At 71.2% G+C, this 19395-nt stretch carries 20 protein-coding genes; 14 read left to right on the top strand and 6 right to left on the bottom strand.

Annotated elements, in window-relative coordinates:
* Positions 1-9: 9 nt before the first annotated feature.
* Positions 10-1308, bottom strand: a complete 1299-nt coding sequence (gene paaK, locus ACIBN2_RS04665; RefSeq protein ID WP_399132665.1) for a phenylacetate--CoA ligase PaaK — start codon at positions 1306-1308, stop codon at positions 10-12.
* A gap of 300 nt (positions 1309-1608) precedes the next feature.
* On the opposite strand from paaK, the gene ACIBN2_RS04670 reads away from it, so the two are divergent.
* Complete coding sequence (locus ACIBN2_RS04670; RefSeq protein ID WP_399132666.1) at positions 1609-1869, top strand: hypothetical protein; 261 nt, start codon at positions 1609-1611, stop codon at positions 1867-1869.
* Here ACIBN2_RS04670 and ACIBN2_RS04675 read toward each other — a convergent pair.
* Positions 1839-2216 carry a peptidoglycan-binding protein gene (locus ACIBN2_RS04675; protein WP_399132667.1) on the bottom strand — a complete coding sequence of 126 codons (378 nt, stop codon included), beginning with the start codon at positions 2214-2216 and terminating at the stop codon, positions 1839-1841. The genes ACIBN2_RS04670 and ACIBN2_RS04675 overlap by 31 nt on opposite strands.
* Before the next feature lie 325 nt (positions 2217-2541).
* Here ACIBN2_RS04675 and ACIBN2_RS04680 point away from each other — a divergent pair, with 325 nt between their 5' ends.
* Complete coding sequence (locus tag ACIBN2_RS04680; protein ID WP_399132668.1) at positions 2542-3294, top strand: helix-turn-helix domain-containing protein; 753 nt, start codon at positions 2542-2544, stop codon at positions 3292-3294.
* Positions 3291-4067 carry a helix-turn-helix domain-containing protein gene (locus ACIBN2_RS04685; RefSeq protein WP_399132669.1) on the top strand — a complete coding sequence of 259 codons (777 nt, stop codon included), beginning with the start codon at positions 3291-3293 and terminating at the stop codon, positions 4065-4067. The genes ACIBN2_RS04680 and ACIBN2_RS04685 overlap by 4 nt, the downstream gene beginning before the upstream one ends.
* 48 nt (positions 4068-4115) lie before the next feature.
* Here ACIBN2_RS04685 and ACIBN2_RS04690 read toward each other — a convergent pair whose 3' ends face one another.
* The 3 genes from ACIBN2_RS04690 to ACIBN2_RS04700 all read right to left on the bottom strand — a co-directional run bounded on the left by ACIBN2_RS04690 (position 4116) and on the right by ACIBN2_RS04700 (position 8439).
* On the bottom strand, positions 4116-4529 hold the full coding sequence (locus ACIBN2_RS04690) for a hypothetical protein (protein ID WP_399132670.1): 414 nt from the start codon (positions 4527-4529) through the stop codon (positions 4116-4118).
* Positions 4530-4668: 139 nt separating this feature from the next.
* Positions 4669-6666, bottom strand: a complete 1998-nt coding sequence (locus tag ACIBN2_RS04695; protein WP_399132671.1) for a sulfatase — start codon at positions 6664-6666, stop codon at positions 4669-4671.
* A 153-nt stretch (positions 6667-6819) separates the two neighbouring features.
* Positions 6820-8439, bottom strand: a complete 1620-nt coding sequence (locus tag ACIBN2_RS04700; RefSeq protein ID WP_399132672.1) for an acyl-CoA synthetase — start codon at positions 8437-8439, stop codon at positions 6820-6822.
* Positions 8440-8625: 186 nt separating this feature from the next.
* On the opposite strand from ACIBN2_RS04700, the gene ACIBN2_RS04705 reads away from it, so the two are divergent.
* From ACIBN2_RS04705 to ACIBN2_RS04750, 10 genes are all read left to right on the top strand, one after another.
* The gene (locus tag ACIBN2_RS04705; RefSeq protein ID WP_399132673.1) at positions 8626-9426 is read left to right on the top strand and encodes a crotonase/enoyl-CoA hydratase family protein; all 801 of its coding nucleotides are present in this window, start codon (positions 8626-8628) and stop codon (positions 9424-9426) included.
* A 119-nt stretch (positions 9427-9545) separates the two neighbouring features.
* The gene (locus ACIBN2_RS04710) at positions 9546-10487 is read left to right on the top strand and encodes a Zn-ribbon domain-containing OB-fold protein (RefSeq protein ID WP_399132674.1); all 942 of its coding nucleotides are present in this window, start codon (positions 9546-9548) and stop codon (positions 10485-10487) included.
* A complete protein-coding gene (locus ACIBN2_RS04715; protein ID WP_399132675.1) occupies positions 10487-11533 on the top strand; it encodes a thiolase domain-containing protein in 1047 nt (348 codons plus the stop codon). Before ACIBN2_RS04710 ends, ACIBN2_RS04715 begins: the two co-directional genes overlap by 1 nt.
* Complete coding sequence (locus tag ACIBN2_RS04720) at positions 11530-12696, top strand: thiolase domain-containing protein (RefSeq protein ID WP_399132676.1); 1167 nt, start codon at positions 11530-11532, stop codon at positions 12694-12696. Before ACIBN2_RS04715 ends, ACIBN2_RS04720 begins: the two co-directional genes overlap by 4 nt.
* 94 nt (positions 12697-12790) lie before the next feature.
* On the top strand, positions 12791-13033 hold the full coding sequence (locus tag ACIBN2_RS04725) for a DUF397 domain-containing protein (protein ID WP_384264311.1): 243 nt from the start codon (positions 12791-12793) through the stop codon (positions 13031-13033).
* A 134-nt stretch (positions 13034-13167) separates the two neighbouring features.
* On the top strand, positions 13168-14079 hold the full coding sequence (locus tag ACIBN2_RS04730) for a universal stress protein (protein ID WP_399132677.1): 912 nt from the start codon (positions 13168-13170) through the stop codon (positions 14077-14079).
* Positions 14080-14763: 684 nt separating this feature from the next.
* Complete coding sequence (locus ACIBN2_RS04735; RefSeq protein ID WP_399132678.1) at positions 14764-15405, top strand: DsrE family protein; 642 nt, start codon at positions 14764-14766, stop codon at positions 15403-15405.
* Between the two features lie 127 nt (positions 15406-15532).
* On the top strand, positions 15533-16588 hold the full coding sequence (locus tag ACIBN2_RS04740) for a YbhN family protein (protein WP_399132679.1): 1056 nt from the start codon (positions 15533-15535) through the stop codon (positions 16586-16588).
* 397 nt (positions 16589-16985) lie between these two features.
* Positions 16986-17339, top strand: coding sequence for an ANTAR domain-containing protein (locus ACIBN2_RS04745; protein ID WP_399132680.1), 354 nt, complete (start codon positions 16986-16988; stop codon positions 17337-17339).
* 105 nt (positions 17340-17444) lie between these two features.
* Complete coding sequence (locus ACIBN2_RS04750; protein WP_399132681.1) at positions 17445-17783, top strand: STAS domain-containing protein; 339 nt, start codon at positions 17445-17447, stop codon at positions 17781-17783.
* Between the two features lie 17 nt (positions 17784-17800).
* On the opposite strand, the gene ACIBN2_RS04755 is transcribed toward ACIBN2_RS04750, so the two are convergent.
* Positions 17801-18178, bottom strand: a complete 378-nt coding sequence (locus ACIBN2_RS04755; RefSeq protein ID WP_399132682.1) for an STAS domain-containing protein — start codon at positions 18176-18178, stop codon at positions 17801-17803.
* 391 nt (positions 18179-18569) lie between these two features.
* Between ACIBN2_RS04755 and ACIBN2_RS04760 the strand changes: the two genes are divergently transcribed.
* Complete coding sequence (locus ACIBN2_RS04760) at positions 18570-19271, top strand: CBS domain-containing protein (RefSeq protein WP_399132683.1); 702 nt, start codon at positions 18570-18572, stop codon at positions 19269-19271.
* Positions 19272-19395: the final 124 nt, after the last annotated feature.

The following is a 19395-nucleotide window of genomic DNA, read 5'->3' on the forward strand; positions in this document are numbered from 1 at the left end:
GCCGAGCAGCTACCGGATCTGCCGCAGGTCCACGATCCGCCGGAGCTTGCCCACCGACCGCTCCAGCGACTCCGGTTCGACGATCTCCACCGTCACCGACACCCCGATGCCGTCCTTCACGGCCGCCGCGATCGCCCGTGCCGCGGCCTCCCGTACCTCCGCACCCGCGTCCGGGCGGGCCTCCGCCCGGACGGTGAGGGCGTCGAGGCGGCCCTCGCGGGTCAGCCGCAGCTGGAAGTGCGGGGCGACGCCCGGCGTACGCAGCACGATCTCCTCGATCTGCGTGGGGAAGAGGTTCACCCCACGCAGGATGATCATGTCGTCGCTGCGTCCGGTGACCTTCTCCATCCGCCGGAAGACGCGGGCCGTGCCCGGCAGCAGCCGGGTCAGGTCACGGGTGCGGTACCGCACGACGGGCATCGCCTCCTTGGTGAGGGAGGTGAAGACCAGCTCCCCCTCCTCGCCGTCGGGCAGCACTTCGCCGGTGATCGGGTCCACGACCTCCGGGTAGAAGTGGTCCTCCCAGATGTGCAGCCCGTCCTTGGTCTCCACGCACTCCTGCGCGACCCCCGGGCCGATCACCTCCGACAGGCCGTATATGTCGACCGCGTCGATCGCGAACCGCGTCTCGATCTCCTGCCGCATCTGCTCCGTCCACGGCTCGGCGCCGAAGATCCCGACCCGCAGCGAGGTGGCGCGCGGATCGACGCCCTGCCGCTCGAACTCGTCGAGGAGGGTGAGCATGTACGACGGCGTCACCATGATGATCCCGGGCTTCAGGTCCTGGATCAGCTGGACTTGACGGGCCGTCATCCCGCCGGACGCCGGGATGACCGTACAGCCGAGGCGCTCGGCGCCGTAGTGCGCGCCGAGGCCGCCGGTGAACAGCCCGTAGCCGTAAGCCACATGGACCTTGTCGCCCGGCCGGCCGCCCGCGGCCCGGATGGAGCGGGCCACCATGTCCGCCCACAGGGAAAGGTCGTTGTCGGTGTAGCCGACGACCGTGGGGCGGCCGGTGGTGCCGCTGGAGGCGTGGATGCGGCGGATGCGGTCCTCGGGAACGGCGAACATGCCGTACGGGTAGTTCGCCCGCAGGTCCGCCTTGGCGGTGAAGGGGAAGCGGGCCAGCTCGGCGAGGGACGTGCAGTCCTCCGGGCGGACGCCCGCCTTGTCGAAGGACTCCCGGTAGAAGGGCACGTGCTCGTACGCGTGCCGCAGCGAGGCCCGCAGCCGCTCCAGCTGGAGTTCCCGCAGCGCGCCGATGTCCAGCCGCTCTCCCGCGTCCAGCAGCTCCGTCGCATCAGCCATGGGGACCTCTTCCTGGCCAACCGCATCGATCCGGGCAACCGATCATCCGGTCGCGGTGCTCGGGATCAGTAATTCAGGCCACGTTGCCGCAGGCAAGTGGTCAGGCCACGCTTTCGCACGCGAGGATCACCGTATGCCGGCCTTCACCGCCCCCGACGGGACCGAGCTCGCCTTCCACCCGCGGGGTGAGGGGCCCGCGCTCGTCGTCCTGCCCGGCGGGCGCCCCGCTCCGGGTGCCGGACGGCGTAGAGCATCGCCAGGCTGCCGCCCGCCGAGTGCGCGGTCTCGCGGCTGGTGCTGGTGACCGCCACACCGTCGGCGCTGGGCATGCCGGCGACCCCGGAGCACCGGCTGGCGGCGGCGCAGCTGCGCGGCGGTGAGCCGTGGTTCGAGGAGACGTTCCCCTCATACGAGGAATGGCTGGCGGGGGAGACCGACTTCGACCCGGCGTTCGCGCCCTTCCCAAGCGGTGAAGCCCCGGTCCCGTCCTCCCCCGGGAGGACGGGACCGGGGGTGTGCGGCCGCTCGGGTCAGCGATGGGTGCTCGGCAGGTGCTCGTAGCAGCCGGAGCGCCAGCCCCCGTCACCCTGGAGGTTGTCCAGGAGGCTGTTGCCGGTCTTCTTGCCGACGACGCCGTCCACATGGAGGTGGGACTTCTTCTGGAAGAGCCGCACCGCGCTCTCGGTGCGGGAGCCGAAGTCCCGGTCCTCGTTGATCTTGTGGTGATGCGTGCGCTTCGCCCAGTCGTTGTAGCCGTGCTGGACGCACAGCACCGCCACGCCCGCATCGCCGCGGCCGACGTTCGGCATGTCGGGCCGCGCCGAGGCGCTGCCGACCGAGCCGAGCACCAGGCCGGCTCCGAGTGCTCCGGTGACGGTCGCGAGTGCGAGTGTCCTGCGCATGGTCATGGCCGGTTCCTTTCCCGTGAGTTGAGGGGCCGCGTCCGCTTCCGGTGGAATGCGGGGCAGGGGAGGACGCTCCCGTGCCGGGCCCCTCGGTGGCACCGACGACGTTGCCCGGCTTGATCCGGCACCCGCCAGACAAGCCGCCCGAACCGGTGGCACACGGCACGGCCCACGCGCTGACCTGCTGGGACGCCGAGTCCCGTGACAAAACCGTGGGACGGGGGTGGGGTCGGGAAGTGGTCACGATGGTCGGGAACCGCAACCGGGGCCCCGCAGGAACCGCGTCCTCCTCCATGACGGCGACTTCACACGCGTACGGGGACGTGACATGACGCGCTGGAAGGAACTGCCCGCCGGGCTCGACGACGCGGAGAGGCAACTCGTCGCCCAGCTCAGGCGGCTGAAGGACCGGGCGGGACTGAGCCTGGCCGCGCTCGCGGCCAAGACGTCGTACAGCTCCTCGTCCTGGGAGCGCTACCTCAACGGGAAGAAGCCGGTGCCGCGCGGCGCCGCAGAGGAACTCGCCGAGGTCTGCGGGGCTCCGGCCGAACGGCTGCTCGTGCTGCACGAGGTCGCCGAGACGGCGCGGGCCCAGCGACCGGCACGGGCCGCCGAGGACGACCCGGCACCACGCCGTACGCGCCGGTCGTGGTGGACCGCGCGCACGGTCCCGGCCGTCGCGGGCGCCGCCGTCCTGGTGGCCTTCGGCGCCGGATTCCTCGTTGGGGCGGCCCGGCACGGCGACGGCGGCAGACCGGCGGGGAGCGCCCAGAGTGCCGCGCTCGGCGCCTCCGCCTACCACAGCGGACGCTCCTACGACTGCGACCGGGTCCGACGCGCGAACGGTGCCCTGACCGCCGGGTACTCCACCAGCCGCGACGTCCTGCTGGACCGGGGCAGCACCGGATGGGACGTGGTGGAGGCCCAGTGCCTGCTTCGGCGGCACGGATTCTCCGTCGGCCGGGTGGACGGGGTGTACGGGGAGCGGACCGGACAGGCCGCGCGCGCCTTCCAGAAACGGCACGGGCTGGTGCCGGACGGCATCGTCGGGCCCGACACCTGGCGGGAGCTGCGCAAGTGAGCCCGGAGACGGCGCAGCTGGCCGTGAGCATGCGCGAGGTGCGCGCAGCGGCGGGGCTGAGCCTGGCGCAACTGGCCCGGCGCACCCCGTACAGCAAGTCGTCCTGGGCGCGCTATCTGGCGGGTACGCAGCCGGCGCCACGCCGGGCCGTGGAGGCGTTGTGCGAGGTGGCGGGCGTCCGCCCCGACCGGCTGCTCGCACTGTGGGAGCTGGCCGACGCCCGCTGGAGCGGCCGGGCACGGGCGACGCCGGAGCCGTCTCCCGAGCACCCTGACGGCCGGGGCAGGCCGTACGTATGGGGTGCGGTCGCCGCACTGGCGGCGGTCGCGGCGTCGGCCGCCGCCGTCCTGCTGTTCACGCCGCACGGCTCGCGCTCGGCCACCGCCGGGGCCACCGCGGCGACGTTCACGGCCCGGCCCGGGTGCTCGGGCCGCACGTGTGACGGGCAGGACCCCCTCGACATGGGATGCGGCGGGCAGCAGATGGTCCGGACGCTGGCCGTGCGCACCTTCGCCGGCGGACGGCGCGTGCAGCTGCGCGACGGCACGGCCTGCCACGCCGTCTGGGTGCGCGCCACGCACCTCCACCTGGGCGACCGGGTCGAACTCACCCTGCCCGGCACGGCCCGCAAGGAGATCCGGGTGGACGACCGGCACGACCTCGACGCCTATCTCGCGACCCCGATGACGGGCATGTCCCCGGCGCAGGACCCGGGCGACGCCCGCGTCTGCCTCATCCCGGCGGACGGCCCGCGGGTGTGTTTCACGGGCTGACCGGGAGCGGGGAGCGGGGGGCAGGGGAGCGGACGGCGCGGCGGCCGGTCAGTGTCTCGCCTGCCCGGCCGCCACGCCGCGTCGCCGGCGCAGCAGGACACGGCCGGAGGCCAGGGTCAGGCCGAGGAGGGCGAGGCCGACGCCCGCTGCCCCTTCGAGGTGGGCCGGGCCGGTGCCACCGCCCACGCCCGCGTTCACTCCGCCCTGGGGGAACGTGGTGGCGGTGGGGGTGACGGCAGGCGAGGTCCGGTGCGGCAGGACCTCGCATGCGATGCCGTCGTCGTCCGCGTCCAGGCGGTAGGGATCGCTGGGATCGCGGTTGAACTCCGCCTGGGCGTCCTCCTGGAAGACGAAGTCGCTGCAGTCCAGGTCGGTCTGGGCGTGGGCCGGCGCGGTCGCCGGCCCGGCGGTCAGCAGGATCGTGAGCGCGGCCGTGGCCGACGCGCGTATCGGTACGTTCATGGGGTGTCCCATCAGGCCCGGTGACGTTCGATCACCGTTGTTCCGACCCTAGGGACACCGCCACGACCGGGCGCGTCCTGTTACGCCGTCCGATCGACCCGACCGGCCCGAGCGACGACACCGCCCGCGGCCCGTCACCTCACCCCGACTGCGGCCCGTACGCCGTCATGAAGCGGTCGCGGAACTTGTTCATGGTCCACTCCGGGGCCTTGTCCGCGGGCTTGAGCCCCTCCGTCCAGCCCCAGTTCGAGACGCGGTCCAGCACCTTCGGGTCGTGGGCGACGATCGTGACCGGCACGTCGTGGTTGGCGGTGCCGCCGGTGACCGTGGGGACGGGCTGATGGTCGCCGAGGAAGACGAGGACGGTGTTCTTGTCGCCGTACCGCTGCATCCACTGGGTCAGGCTGTCCAGGGAGTACTGGATGGCCTTGCGGTACTCGGTCCGCACGCGCTTCGCGCTCTTCCAGACCTGCGTGGGATTGGTGCCCTCCTTCTTGATCTTGTAGAAGACCTTGCCGTTGCCGAGGTCCTTCCAGTCGATCGTGTGGGCGATGGGGGACCAGGGGTTGTGGCTGGAGGCGAGGATGATCTCCGCCATGATCGGGCCGCGGTTCTTCTTGCCGTGCTCCAGCTTCTGGAAGGCCTCCAGGCTGAACTGGTCCGGGACCGGCGTCCAGCTGAAGTACGGGCCCTCGTAGCCAAGGTGCGTGGAGTCGTAGATGTGGTCGAGGCCGAAGTACTTGCCCTCGGGCCAGGACTTGCGCACGCCCGGGACGATGCCGACCGTGCGCCAGGCGCCGGTCTTCTGGAAGTAGCTGGTGAGGGTGGCGCGCTTGCTGGTGGTCAGGGTCCGGTAGCGCTGCTGGTTCTTGATCCACAGCCCGGACAGGAACGTCGAGTGGGCGAGCCAGCTGCCGGCGCCGGTCACGGGCGACCTGAGCCAGCCGCTGCGTGCCGCGAATCCGGCCGACTTGAGCCTGGCGTCGCCCTCCTTGAGCGTCTTGTCGAGCTCCGGTCCCATGGTCGGATCGTCGATGGCCACCCGGCCGTAGCTCTCGATGAACGTGAACATCACGTCCTTGCCGCGCAGTCCGGTCAGCAGTTGGCTGGGCGGGGTCTTGGCGTAGGCGTCGACGGCCATCTGCTTCTTGAAGACGTCGGCGTCGCCGAGGCCGTCGCGGACGTACTGCACACGGTTGGCGAGGTACTGGGCGTAGCCCTTGGTGGCGAAGGTGACGCCGCCGAACTGGACCCCCAGGGTGAAGCAGATGATCCATGCGACGCCGAGGACCAGGGTGGTGCGTACGGCCATGGGGCGGTGGCGGGCCAGCACGTTCGCCAGCCGCACCAGCGCGAGCGCGCTCACGGCGAGCACGGCGACGACCGCGACGATCACGCCGATCACCGCGAGCAGCTCGCCGGTGCGGCCGAACGAGTCCTTCATCCAGTCCGCCGCGTCGCTCAGCAGTACCCAGTCGAAGACCAGGTCGAACGGCCGGGCCAGCGTCTCCCGGAAGCCCATGTCGAGGCACTTCAGGATGGTGGAGAGGCCGAGGAACACCCCCAGCACCCCGGCCGTGATCCGCCGCGGCTTCGACGGCAGCACGAGCAGCAGCGCCGCGAGGAAGATCGCCTCGACGGGCAGACGCAGGAACGACTCGACGTTGATCCGGTCGAGGCGGTTGGGCACGAGCAGCACGACGAGCACCAGCACGGCGGCGAGGACACTCGTGACGGCGCGCACGGCGCCCGCGGCACGGGGGTAGCGGCGCCGCCAGCCGAACCAGCCGGGGCGGGACGGCGGGGGCGGGGCGTCTGACGGCGGTGCGGCGTCGGGCTCCGGTGTCTCGTCCGTCTCGGTCGCCTCGTCCGTTGCGTCCGTCTCGGTCGTCGCGCCCGTCTCGGTCGACTTGGGGGTCTCGGCCGCGGGCTCTGCGTCAGGCTCCGGAGCCTCTGTCGAACCGGCCTCGGACTTCCCGGCCGTGGACGCCGCAGCCTCCTCGGTACTCACCTGCTCGGGCGGTTTCGCCTCAGCTGTATCGCCTGGTGTCTCTGCGGCATCAGGGGTCACATCCGCATCAGGGTCGGCCCCCGCTGCTATGTCCGGCAGTTGACGAGGGGGCGTGAGGTGCGACACCCGAAGGTCCTTCCGTGCGAGGCCTGGCGATGGCACGGCGGACCGGGCCCGCAGGGCCGGGCCGCCAACCTCCGTACGGCCCGGCTTCACTCGCTGTTCAAAGTCCCGGGTCAACCGCGCGCAAAGACTACGCCGGGCACCGTCACCGGGCGCCTAGAGGGAGGAGGCGTCCGCCGCCACCGCCACCTCCCGTGCCCACCGGTAGTCCGCCTTTCCGCTCGGCGAGCGCCGTATGCCATCGGTGATCACCAGCTGCCGCGGGATCTTGTAACCGGCGAGATGGGTACGGCAGTAGGACTGGACGTCCTCCAACGAGGGGTGCGGGGCCCCCGCACGCAGCTGCACGACCGCCGCCACATGGTTGCCCCACTTCGCGTCCGGCACCCCGGCCACCAGCGCGTCGTACACGTCCGGATGGGACTTCAGCGCCTGCTCGACCTCCTCCGGGTACACCTTCTCGCCGCCGGTGTTGATGCACTGCGAGCCCCGGCCGAGCACGGTGACGACGCCCTCCTCGTCCACGGTCGCCATGTCGCCGAGCAGGACCCATCGCCGGCCGTCCTTCTCGAAGAACGTCTCGGCGGTCTTCCGCGGGTCGTTGTAGTAGCCCAGCGGCACATTGCCGGACTGGGCGACACGGCCCACCTCGCCGGGCGCGACCGGCTCGTGGGTGACCGTGTCGACCACCTGCGTACGGGAGTTGACCTGGATGCGGAAGCTCTGCCCGGCCCCGGAGTCGGCCGTCGCCGTGCCGTTGAAACCGGACTCGGACGAGCCGTAGTTGTTCAGCAGCATCGTGTTCGGCAGCAGCTCCTGGAACTGCCGGCGCACCGTCTCCGACATGACCGCGCCGGAGGAGGACACACTGAACACCGACGAGCAGTCCGTGCCCTTCATAGGCCCCGCGAGGGCGTCGATCAGCGGCCGCAGCATCGCGTCGCCGACCAGCGAGATGCTGGTGACCTGCTCCTTCTCGATCGTGCGCAGCACTTCCTCCGGCACGAACTTGCGGTGGATCACCACCCGCTGGCCGAAGTTGAAGCCGATGAACGAGGTGAGGGTGGAGGTGCCGTGCATCAGCGGGGGAGTGGGGAAGAAGGTGATCCCGCTGCCGCCCGCCGCGACCCGCTCGGCCAGCTCCTCCGGCTTCTGCACCGGTTCCCCGGTCGGCGCGCCGCCGCCGAGTCCCGCGAAGAACAGGTCCTCCTGGCGCCACATCACACCCTTGGGCATCCCCGTGGTGCCGCCGGTGTAGATGATGAACTGGTCGTCGCCCGAGCGCACCGGGAACCCGCGCTCCGGTGAACCGCCCGCCTCCGCGGCCGTGAAGGACACGGCGGCGGACTGCCCGTCGTCGCCCCCCACCCGCACCAGGTGCCGCAGCTTCGGGCACTGCGGCAGCGCCGCCGCCACCCGGCCGTCGAACTCCGTGTCGAAGACCAGCGCCACGAGGTCGGCGTCGCGGTAGAGGTACACCAACTCATCTTCTACGTAGCGGTAGTTCACGTTGACCGGGACGATCCGTGCCTTGAGGCAGGCGAACACCGTCTGCAGGTACTCGATGCCGTTGTAGAGATGCAGTCCGAGGTGCTCGCCCGGGCGGATGCCGGCGTCGATCAGGTGATGGCCGATGCGGTTGGCCGCAGCGTCCAACTCCGCGTAGGTCAGGCGGCGTTCCGCACCCGTGCCCGGATGGTCGACGTACACCAGGGCCTCGCGGTCGGGCACCACGTCGACGACCGACTCGAACAGGTCCGCAAGGTTGTACTCCACCGCTCCTCCTGACCGTTCCCTCGCTCGGGGCGAGCCTGGCAGCTGTCGGTTCGCCGGTCATCAGAGCAAAGGGCGCGGCAACTGTGAAGGGTTCGCGCGAAGAAATCTGACTGTCTGTCAGAAAACTCTTGAAGTGCCTTCCGGGGTACTGCAACCTGTTCTCGTTCCTGGAGAGGGGAGACGGCAATGGGTGGGACGGAACACCTCACCGTGCAGCGCGAAGGCGCCACACTGGTGCTCACGCTCAACAGGCCCGAGGCCAAGAACGCGCTCTCGCTGCCGATGCTCGTCGGGCTCCACGACGGCTGGCTCGAGGCCGACGAGGACGACGCCGTCCGCTCGGTCGTGCTGACCGGCGCCGGCGGCGCGTTCTGCGCGGGCATGGACCTCAAGGCCCTCGCGGGGCGGGGCATGGAGGGCGAGCAGTACCGGGACCGCCTCAAGGCCGACCCCGACCTGCACTGGAAGGCGATGCTGCGCCACCACCGCCCCCGCAAGCCGGTGATCGCCGCCGTCGAGGGGTACTGCGTGGCGGGCGGCACGGAGATCCTCCAGGGCACCGACATCCGGGTCGCGGGCGAGTCGGCGACCTTCGGGCTCTTCGAGGTCAGACGCGGCCTGTTCCCGATCGGTGGCTCCACGGTCCGGCTGCAACGCCAGATCCCGCGCACCCACGCCCTGGAGATGCTGCTCACCGGCCGCCCCTACAGCGCCCGCGAGGCCGCGGCCATCGGCCTGATCGGCCATGTCGTGCCCGACGGGACCGCCCTCGCCAAGGCCCTGGAGATCGCCGAACTGATCAACGCCTGCGGCCCGTTGGCCGTGGAGGCCGTCAAGGCGTCGGTCTACGAGACCGCGGAGATGACCGAGACGGACGGGCTGGCCGCCGAGCTCAAGCGGGGCTGGCCGATCTTCGACACCGCCGATGCGAAGGAGGGTGCCCGGGCTTTTGCGGAGAAGCGGCCGCCTGTTTACAAGCGCGCGTAGTGCTGGGCTCGGTCTTGGCCGGATTGCATGCTGCGGGCCGGATGTGGCTGGTCGCGCAGTTCCCCCGCGCCCCTACAGGGGCGCCACTCGCTGCCAACTCCCCAAGGAGACATGATCTGATGCCCGAAGTCCTCAAAGCCCCCCTCGCCGTCGAGTTTCCCTTCACCCGGTCCCTCGGTCCCGTCCAGAGCGCCTTTCTCACCGGGCTGCGCGAGCGCGTCGTCCTCGGGGTGCGTACCGGCGACGGCCGCACGCTCGTGCCGCCCGTCGAGTACGACCCCGTCACCGCCGAGGAGATCCGCGACCTGGTCGAGGTCGCCCCCACCGGCACGGTCACCACCTGGGCCTGGAACCACGATCCGCGCCGCGGCCAGCCCCTCGGCACGCCCTTCGCCTGGGTCCTGGTCCGCCTCGACGGCGCCGACACCGCCCTGCTGCACGCCCTGGACGCCCCCGGCCCCGAGGCGGTGCGCACGGGCATGCGGGTCCGCGTTCGCTGGGCCGCGGCGCGCGAGGGCGCGATCACCGACATCGCCTGCTTCGAGCCGTACGACGGTGAACAGGAGCAACCCGCGGGCCACAGCGGCGAGTTCGCAGACGCGATCACCGGCATCGTCGCCCCCGCCCGCCTCGACTACACGTACTCGCCCGGCCGCGCGCAGTCCGCCTACATCCACGCCCTCGCCGACCGGCGCACGGTGGGCGAACGCTGCCCGTCCTGCCGCAAGGTGTACGTACCGCCGCGCGGCGCGTGCCCCACCTGCGGCGTCGCCACCGCGGAGCAGGTCGAGGTGGGGCCGCGCGGCACGGTCACCACGTACTGCATCGTCAACATCAAGGCGAAGAACCTCGACATCGAAGTGCCGTACGTCTACGCCCACATCGCACTCGACGGCGCCGACCTCGCGCTGCACGGACGGATCGGCGGCATCCCCTACGACCAGGTGCGGATGGGCCTGCGCGTCGAGGCGGTGTGGACGGAAGGGGCTCGATACCCCGACCACTACCGGCCCACCGGGGAGCCCGACGCGGAGTACGACACCTACAAGGAGCTGCTGTGATGCGTGACATAGCACTGGTCGCCTTCGCCCAGACCGACCACCGCCGCACCAGCGACGAGCTCTCCGAGGTCGAGATGCTCATGCCGGTGCTGCACGACGTCCTCGGGCAGACCGGGCTGAAGACCGCCGACATCGGCTTCACCTGCTCCGGCTCCAGCGACTACCTGGCCGGCCGCGCCTTCTCCTTCACCCTCGCCCTCGACGGCGTCGGCGCCTGGCCGCCGATCTCCGAGTCGCACGTGGAGATGGACGGCGCGTGGGCCCTGTACGAGGCGTGGACGAAGCTGCTGACCGGCGACGCGGACACCGCCCTCGTCTACGCGTACGGCAAGTCCTCGCCCGGCTCCGTGCGCGATGTCCTCACCCGGCAGCTCGACCCGTACTACGTGGCGCCCCTGTGGCCCGACTCCGTCGCCCTGGCCGCACTCCAGGCCCAGGCTCTGATCGACACGGGCGAGACCGACGAGCCCGCCCTGGCGGCCGTCGCGGCCCGCAGCCGCGCGGACGCCGGCGCCAACTCCCATGCCCAGCTCAGGGGTTCGGTCCCGCAGGGGGACTATCTCGTACGGCCGCTGCGTACCGGAGACTGCCCGCCCATCGGCGACGGAGCCGCCGCCGTGATCCTCGCGGCGGGGGAGCGGGCCCGGGAGCTGTGTGAGCGGCCCGCGTGGATCCGCGGCATCGACCACCGCATCGAGGCGCACGGCCTCGGCGTGCGCGACCTGACCGACTCGCCCTCCGCGCACCTGGCCGCCGAGAAGGCCGGCGCCTTCGAACGCCCCGTGGACACCGCGGAGTTGCACGCGCCCTTCACCTCGCAGGAGGTCGTACTGCGCAAGGCCCTGCGGCTCGGCGACGACGTACGGGTGAACCCGTCCGGCGGTGCCCTCGCCGCCAACCCGATCATGGCTGCGGGGCTCATCCGCCTCGGCGAGGCCGCCGCCGCGATCCACCGGGGCGAGTCGGACCGGGCGCTCGCCCATGCCACCTCCGGCCCCTGTCTGCAACAGAACCTGGTCGCCGTACTCGAAGGGGATCCGCGATGAGCAAGGAACCCGTGGCCGTCGTAGGCGTCGGCCAGACCAAGCATGTGGCGGCGCGGCGGGACGTGTCGATCGCCGGGCTCGTCCGGGAGGCCGCCCAACGGGCGCTCGAGGACGCCGAGTTGACCTGGGCGGACATCGACGCCGTCGTCATCGGCAAGGCGCCCGACTTCTTCGAGGGCGTCATGATGCCGGAGCTGTACCTCGCCGACGCGCTCGGCGCGGTCGGCAAGCCCATGCTGCGTGTGCACACCGCGGGCTCCGTCGGCGGCTCCACCGCGCTCGTCGCCGCCAACCTGGTCGCGGCCCGCGTCCACGGCACCGTGCTCACCCTGGCCTTCGAGAAGCAGTCCGAGTCCAACGCCATGTGGGGCCTGTCCCTGCCGATCCCCTTCCAGCAGCCGCTGCTCGCCGGCGCGGGCGGGTTCTTCGCCCCGCACGTGCGCGCGTACATGCGCCGCACCGGCGCGCCCGACGCCGTCGGCTCGCTCGTCGCCTACAAGGACCGGCGCAACGCCCTGAAGAACCCCTACGCCCACCTCCACGAGCACGACATCACCCTGGAGAAGGTCCAGGCCTCACCCATGCTGTGGGACCCGATCCGCTACTCGGAGACCTGCCCGTCCTCGGACGGCGCCTGCGCGATGGTGCTGACGGACCGGGCCGGGGCGGCCCGCGCCCCGCGGCGGCCGGCCTGGATGCTCGGCGGCGCCATGCGCAGCGAGCCGACCCTCTTCGCGGGCAAGGACTTCGTCTCGCCGCAGGCCGGCAAGGACTGCGCGGCCGACGTGTACCGGCAGGCCGGGATCGCCGACCCGCGCCGGGACATCGACGCCGTCGAGATGTACGTGCCGTTCTCCTGGTACGAGCCCATGTGGCTGGAGAACCTGGGCTTCGCCGAGGAGGGCGAGGGCTGGAAACTCACCGAATCGGGGGTGACCGAGCTGGACGGGGACCTGCCCGTCAACATGTCGGGCGGCGTTCTGTCGACCAATCCGATCGGCGCCTCCGGCATGATCCGCTTCGCGGAGGCGGCCCTCCAGGTGCGCGGGCTCGCCGGAGAACACCAGGTGGAAGGCGCACGGCGGGTCCTCGGACACGCCTATGGCGGCGGCTCGCAGTTCTTCTCCATGTGGCTCGTGGGCAGCGAACGCCCCGAGTCGTGACGCCCTCCCGAAAGGGTCCCCCTCACGTGGCCTGTCGGCATCAGAAACCGATCGCTAGGCTGGCCGCGGACGACGAATCGGGAGGAGCACGGACGTGGCCGAGAGCACCATCCAGCAGCACCCGCTTGCCGGCTGGGATAAGCCGGAGCTGGACCTCAGCAACGCCGACTGGCACTCGAGCAGCCGTGGCATGGGGGATGTCCAGATCGCATTTGTCGAGGGTTTCATCGCGATGCGCAACAGCGGCCGCCCGGAAAGCCCTTCTTTGATCTTCACGCCCGCTGAATGGGGCGCGTTCGTGTCAGGGGCGCGGGAAGGAGAGTTCGACCTGACGTGACCTGATCCTGCGGTCCGAACCGGGAGTGTTCCGCCCGTTTTTCCGGACACGCGACCTGGTCGCCCTCACGGGGCGGACTCCTGAGCGAGGCTGGCCCCGGAGGGGAAGGTCGTCTTCCGGAGGTGAGGTACCCCATGAGCAGCAGCCTGCCGGTCATCGTGGCGGTCGACGGGTCGGACGACAGCCTGTACGCACTGGACCGGGCCGTCGACGCCGCGCGCCGCCGCGGTGTGCCGCTGCGGGTGGCCCATGTGCGGCAGTACGCGCCCTGGGCGCAGCCCGACGTGCTCACCGCCGGTCCGCCCGACCCGGAGGATGATCCGGTGCTGGACCAGGTGCGCGCGCGGTTCGAGGGCCGGGCCGGCCTGCCGGTCGTGGAGTACCGGGCCCTGGAGGGCGCTCCGGGTGCCGTGCTGCCCGAACTGGGCTCTGCCGCGCAGCTGTTGGTGCTCGGCTCGCGCGGGCGCGGCGGCTTCACCGGCCTCCTGCTCGGCTCCAACAGCATGGCCGCCGCCCGTGACGCCGAGTGCCCGGTACTCGTGGTGCCCCGGCACGGGCGCGAGGTACACGACGGCATGACCGTCGAACCCGGTCCCCGTGTGGTCGTCGGCATCGACGTCGACAACCCCGACTGGACGACCCTTGCCTTCGCCTTCCTCGAGGCCGAGCAGCGCGGCTGCCGTCTCCAGGCGATCGCCGCCTACAGCTGGCCACCGCGGACCTGGGCGGCCTCCGGCGAGTTCGCCGAGCTGATGATCGACCAGAGCGCCGTCGAGAACGAGATCTGGACCCTCGCCGAGGGCTTCCTCGCCCCGCACCGCGCACGGCACCCCGATGTCCGCTCCGACGCGCACGCGCTGCCCGGCGACGCCGCCGGCCTGCTGGTCGCCGCCTCCAAGGGCGCCGAACTGGTCGTCGTGGGCCGCCATCGCCGCCGCCTGCTGTCCCCGGCCCGCATGATCGGCTCGGTCACCCAGGCCGTCCTGCTGCACGCGGCGGCCCCGGTGGCGGTGGTGCCGCCGACGGCGTCGGAGGCGAACGCCTAGCCTCGCGGTGGCCGTCGCGGCGGGCACCGCGAACGCGTGGTCGGACGGGCGACCGGATTCGTCCCGCACCGGATGATGGGCCGATCGGCCCCCTCGCTGGGTCGTTCGGCACATGTGGCGGCTGCGCCTGTGGTGCGAGGGTGTCGAGCGAACCCACGAGACAACCGGCGACGGGATTCCATTGGGGGACGGATCTCGTCCGAGTGTGTCTGCTCCTGGGCCGAGCGGGGTGCCGGCCCGGAGCGGCACGTGTGTCCCGCGGGTGGCGCCGGTGTGGGGACCGGCACGAGCCGCCACGGCGGCTCCTCGGAGAAGGGGCAGGTCAGGTCGGTCCTGCCCCCATGCCGGGCCCGCGTGAGGCCGACGGGCGACGACGCGCTCGTCGCGGGTGATCCTCGTGCGGCCCGCGTGCCCGGCATCCGTTGCTCCGCGCGGCGCTCCCCGGGACCGGCGTCCTGGGCCGTCCACCGCGCCGACCTCGCCGTCTCGGACTCCCTCGACCGCGATCTCCGTGCGGCCCGCCGCAGACCGGGTCCGGACGGTCCAGGTGCCGAGCGGTCTTCGGCGTGGCCCGAACGACCCCGTCCACCTCGGGCAGGCGTGCCCTTTCGGCTTCTGGCGTGGCCGGCGTCCGGGGCGCTTGCATGGAAGGAGCTGAGCCCTTGCCGACCCTGGAGGTGCTCGATGACCGAGCGACTGGACCTGAGGGGCAAGACCATCACCACGCACATCGTCGGCCGCGCCGCGGACGTCCTCGACCGCATGGCCGACGGTGACGTGCTCGAACTGCGCACGGACGACGCCGAGTTCATCGACCACGACCTGCGCGTGTGGTGCCGCTCGAACGGCACCGAGATCCTCTCCTCCGGCTGCGCCGAGGGCGCCGTCCGCTACCGGCTGCGGCGCCACGGCACCGCACCGCCGGGCTTCAGCCTTGCCCTCGTCATCTCCCAGGACGGCCTGGAGCAACTGCTCTCACCCCTGGGGTTCGCTCTCGCCGCGGCCCTGGAGGGAGCCCAGGTGTCGCTCTACTTCCAGGGACCGGCCGTCAGGGCGTTGACCCCGCGCTTCCGCCCCAGGCTGCACGGTCTGAGCAGGCCCTTCACGGTCTTCGCCCGACGCGGGCTGGAAAGGGCCGGACACGCCTCGCCCCAGGAGAAGATCGCACAGCTGCGCAGGCTCGGCGCCCGGCTGTACGCGTGCGGCCCCTCGATGCAGCGCTTCGGGGTGGACAGGGAAGGGCTGCTGTACGACGACATCGTCGTCGCCGAGTATCTGACGTTCATGGACGTGCTGCGGCGGTCCGACATCCACCTCTACACGTAGCCAGGCATCGCGGGCCCGTGCGAGCCGGCGCACCACCGGCGCCGAGCAGGTCGTACGCCGGTAAGGAGGCGGCCGTGGAACGCAACCGCCCTGCGGATCCGCCGGGTGCGGCCGAGGGTGACGGCTGATGTCCGGGCGGCGTGTGTCCGCGGCGGAGCGCCATGCCGGGTGGGAGGCGGGCCGTCCCGCACGGCCGGGGCTGCTGTGGTGGCTGGGGGCGGTGCTCCTCGCGGCGGCCGTGGTCCTGGTCGCCGTCCTGAGACGGCGTGAGCTGGCGCAGGCGTATCACCTCATCGCCGGTGTGCACGCGCTGCCAGTGGCGATCGCCGTGGGGTGCGAGGCGCTGTCGTTCGTGTGCTTCGCCGGCGTGTACCGGTGGCTGCTGGCGGCGGGCGGGGTGCGCTGGAGCCTGCGCCGTACGACGGCGGTCGTGGTGGCCGCCAACTCGGTGGCCGGCGCGCTGCCCGGCGGGGCGGCCTTCTCGGCCGCCTGGGTCTACCGTCAGCTGCGCCGCCGCGGAGTGGAGCAGGTCCTCGCGGTGGCGGTGCTGGTCATGGCCGGTGTGCTGTCGGCACTGGGCCTGGCTCTCGTGTTCGTGGTCGGCGTGGCCGCCGCCGGACCGACGGGGCTGCGCACCGTGCTGCTTCCCCTCGTCGCTCTGCTGCCGGTGGTGGGGATCATCCTGGCGGTGCTCGGGGCGTCCCGCTTCGCCGGCTTCCGCGCGGTGGTGGACCGAGCGTGGCAGCGCGCCGGACGGCGCTCACGTCGCGTCGGGCAGGGGCAGCAGGCGCTGGCCCGCCTGATCGAGCAGGCCCGCGATCTGCAGCCGGGCCTTCGGCCATGGCTGCGCCCGTTCACGCTCGTGCTGCTGAACTGGGGTCTCGACATAGCCGGCCTGGCCGCGGCCCTGTGGGCACTGAACGTCGGCGTGCCCTGGCACGGACTGCTGCTCGCCTACGTTCTCACCCAGATCCCCGGCAGTCTGCGGCTGACCCCCGGCAGCCTCGGCGTGGTGGAGACGAGCCTTTCCGCCCTGCTCGTGCTGTACGGCCTGCCGTCGGCATCGGCGATCGCCGCGACGCTCCTGTACCGCGCGGTCAGCTTCTGGGCCGTGCAGCCGATCGGCTGGGCGTGCTGGCTCACCATCACCCTTCAAACGCCTCCGGCCGGACCGCAGGGCTGATCGGTGCCCCGGGGCTGCACGCGTGAGCGCGCTCCGTGCCTCGTCACGGGAGGGCTCGCGGGTTCGTCAACCCCGGTATGACACAAGGGAATTGGGGTAGGCGGCCCGTCACGGCCACCGCCGGAGTCGGCGCTGACGGCGGCCACAGTGCGCATGGACCCGCTCCCCCCGGGGTCTGGCGCGCGGGATGGCCTCTCACCGTCGAGTCCCTTCCTCGAAGCAGGCCGGAGGACCAGGGCCTGGCTTTGTAACAAACCACCGGCGCAATATGCGCTCTGTCCTCGGCGGGTTGATCCTGGAAGAAGGAGCAACGGCGCCCGAGTGGTGTCCGTGCTGCACCGGTGACTGCCCCACGTGTACGGCTCGCACGAGGGGGGCAGACGATTGAGGAAACGTCGTGGATCCCCGGACCCTGGAGCCCACCGTGCGTCACGATGCCGACCGAAGCCCCGGGATGGATCAGGTCGTAGAAGCCCAGAGCGCTCAGATACACGACCTGGAGTCCAGACTCGGGCAGCTGGAAATCGCTGTGGAATCGCACGCCGTCGTCGATCAGGCGATGGGTGTGCTGATCGCCGTCGGACGACTCTCACCCGACGAAGCTTGGGACATACTCCGCGAAACGTCCATGAGTACCAACATCAAGCTCCGCCACGTGGCGGGGCTCGTCGTTGCTTGGGGCAGAACCGGGCGGCTTGCGACAGACATCCAGGGCGAACTTTCGCGAAGGCTCGGCCCACCGCGCCCCTGAGTGCAGCGCGCCTGGCCCTTCCGCCCGGCCCTCCTCGACACCGGTGAACACGCACGGACTGTTCACCGGCCCTCCGTGACAGCCTGATCCACTTCGGAGACTCAGATGCAGAGCAGCGAACCTCTTCCGACCGGATCCGACGTGGTCCAGTACGAGAGGGCGGGCGCCTGGGTCGTCGTCGCTCACGGTGACTACGACCCGAACTCGATCGCCTCCATGCAGGACGCGCTGGAGACGGCGGCCAAGAAACACTCACGGGTCGTAGTGGACGCGGCCGGCCTCACGTTCGCGGACTCCACCTTCTTGAACCTGCTGCTACGTACGCATCGAGCGACGTCGCTGTGTGTGGCCTCACCCGCACCACAGCTTCGACGCATCCTGGAGATAACCGGCGCCGACGAGGTCCTCGACATCCGGGCGACGGTCGCGGACGCGGTGGCCTAGGCGCGCGGCTGTATCGCTCAGCCAGCGCTTTCCCGGGGCTCGGGTGCGCGAGCCTCCTCCATCGTGGGCAGGACGGCCAGACGTTTGCCCAAGCCCCCGAGTTGGAGAATCTTCAGGATGAGCGGGTGAGGGCAGACCAGCAGCAGTCGTCCTCCCCGCTCCCTCACCCGTTGCTCGGCGCGGTGCACCAACCTCAGGCCGTAGCAGTCGATGAACTCGGTGGGAGTGAGGTCGACGACCACGGTCTGCCCCGCTGCCGCGGTTGCGGCGTCCAACTCGAACATGACCGGGAGTGCGGCGGCGATGTCGATCTCACCGTGGAACTCGATCACGACCAGTCCGTCAGCTTCATGAACCTGTATGTGCCCCGTGGGCCATGCGGTCGCCTGCTGCACTGCGGCTCCCCTGAAAGGCCGGGCCCTCCGAATGTTCCCCCCGGAGAGCGGCGTAGACGATAACGGGCCACCGGGGACTGGGGTGCCAGCAGGCGGCCAGCCTACGGCGGGACCGGTCACCTGGGGGAAGAAGGAACGATGCTTCGAATTTGATTCCCTCAATCAGGCTATTTTCAACGTATTTCCTTGACACTCGTGTCTCGCTGTTCCGATGTGTGCCCATGCGCGGAACGCGGGGTCGTCCGCGGGCTATGGGACGGCCGGAACGATCTGTGCCCGACCGGGCCCATGCCGCCTGCGCCGCGTGGGTCAAGACTGGTCAGTGGAGGGGGAGTGGAGCGAAGCGGGCCGAAGAGAAGGCAACGCGCACGGAAGGAGGAAGGAGACGGCGATGAGGTACTGGAGGATCAAGGACGTCATGACCCACGAGGTCGTGCGCACCGGTCGGGGGACGTCGTTCAAGCAGGTCGCCCGCCTGTTGTCGGAGCACCGCATCAGCGGGCTGCCCGTCGTCGACGATGGGCAGAAGGTCATCGGAGTGATCTCCGAGACGGATCTGCTGCAGCATCAGACACAGAGGGACGGGGGACACGGGCGCAGGCACGTTCGTCTGCCGAAGCTGACCCACGCGGCCCGTACGGCCGCGAGCAAGGCCCGCGCCGGGACGGCGGAGCACCTCATGACCCGGCCCGCGGTCACGGTCACTCCGGAGCAGTACGTCACCGAGGCCGCTCGGGCCATGCGCGAGCACAAGGTGGAGCGGCTGCCGGTGGTGGACGACAAGGACCGCCTGGTCGGGATCGTCACCCGAGGCGACCTGCTGCGGGTCTTCCTGCGTACGGACGAGGAGACGCGCCGGGACGTGATGGAACAGGTGACCCGGGGGCTCGGCCTGCCGCGCCACGCAGTGGACGTCACCGTCGAGGCGGGAGTGGTGACGCTGAGGGGGCACCTGGAGGGGCGCAGCGACGCTGAACTCGCGGCGCAGATCGCTGCTCACGTGGATGGAGTGGTGGCGGTCGTCGACCGTCTCACCCACCGCCCGGACACCATTCGGCCACACCTGGCCAGCGGAGTTTCCGGCCACATGTAGCCGCTCGCTCTGGGCCCTGAGGTGGTCTGTTCGGCCCTGGTGGGCGGGCCGCGACGCGCCTGTAGTGGAGGGAGGGGTGTGTTGGCATCCGCACCCTGCCCGAGCCACGGACACGGTCGGCGCC

This window comes from Streptomyces sp. NPDC050534 (assembly GCF_044457745.1).
GTDB lineage: Bacteria > Actinomycetota > Actinomycetes > Streptomycetales > Streptomycetaceae > Streptomyces.

Bases quoted from the DNA above. Each gene is read 5' to 3' on its own strand.
- paaK (WP_399132665.1), bottom strand. From the start codon at position 1,308: ATGGCTGATGCGACGGAGCTGCTGGACGCGGGAGAGCGGCTGGACATC.
- ACIBN2_RS04675 (WP_399132667.1), bottom strand. From the start codon at position 2,216: ATGACCATGCGCAGGACACTCGCACTCGCGACCGTCACCGGAGCACTC.
- ACIBN2_RS04680 (WP_399132668.1), top strand. From the start codon at position 2,542: ATGACGCGCTGGAAGGAACTGCCCGCCGGGCTCGACGACGCGGAGAGG.
- ACIBN2_RS04690 (WP_399132670.1), bottom strand. From the start codon at position 4,529: ATGAACGTACCGATACGCGCGTCGGCCACGGCCGCGCTCACGATCCTG.
- ACIBN2_RS04705 (WP_399132673.1), top strand. From the start codon at position 8,626: ATGGGTGGGACGGAACACCTCACCGTGCAGCGCGAAGGCGCCACACTG.
- ACIBN2_RS04710 (WP_399132674.1), top strand. From the start codon at position 9,546: ATGCCCGAAGTCCTCAAAGCCCCCCTCGCCGTCGAGTTTCCCTTCACC.
- ACIBN2_RS04715 (WP_399132675.1), top strand. From the start codon at position 10,487: ATGCGTGACATAGCACTGGTCGCCTTCGCCCAGACCGACCACCGCCGC.
- ACIBN2_RS04720 (WP_399132676.1), top strand. From the start codon at position 11,530: ATGAGCAAGGAACCCGTGGCCGTCGTAGGCGTCGGCCAGACCAAGCAT.
- ACIBN2_RS04730 (WP_399132677.1), top strand. From the start codon at position 13,168: ATGAGCAGCAGCCTGCCGGTCATCGTGGCGGTCGACGGGTCGGACGAC.
- ACIBN2_RS04735 (WP_399132678.1), top strand. From the start codon at position 14,764: ATGACCGAGCGACTGGACCTGAGGGGCAAGACCATCACCACGCACATC.
- ACIBN2_RS04740 (WP_399132679.1), top strand. From the start codon at position 15,533: ATGTCCGGGCGGCGTGTGTCCGCGGCGGAGCGCCATGCCGGGTGGGAG.
- ACIBN2_RS04750 (WP_399132681.1), top strand. From the start codon at position 17,445: ATGCAGAGCAGCGAACCTCTTCCGACCGGATCCGACGTGGTCCAGTAC.
- ACIBN2_RS04760 (WP_399132683.1), top strand. From the start codon at position 18,570: ATGAGGTACTGGAGGATCAAGGACGTCATGACCCACGAGGTCGTGCGC.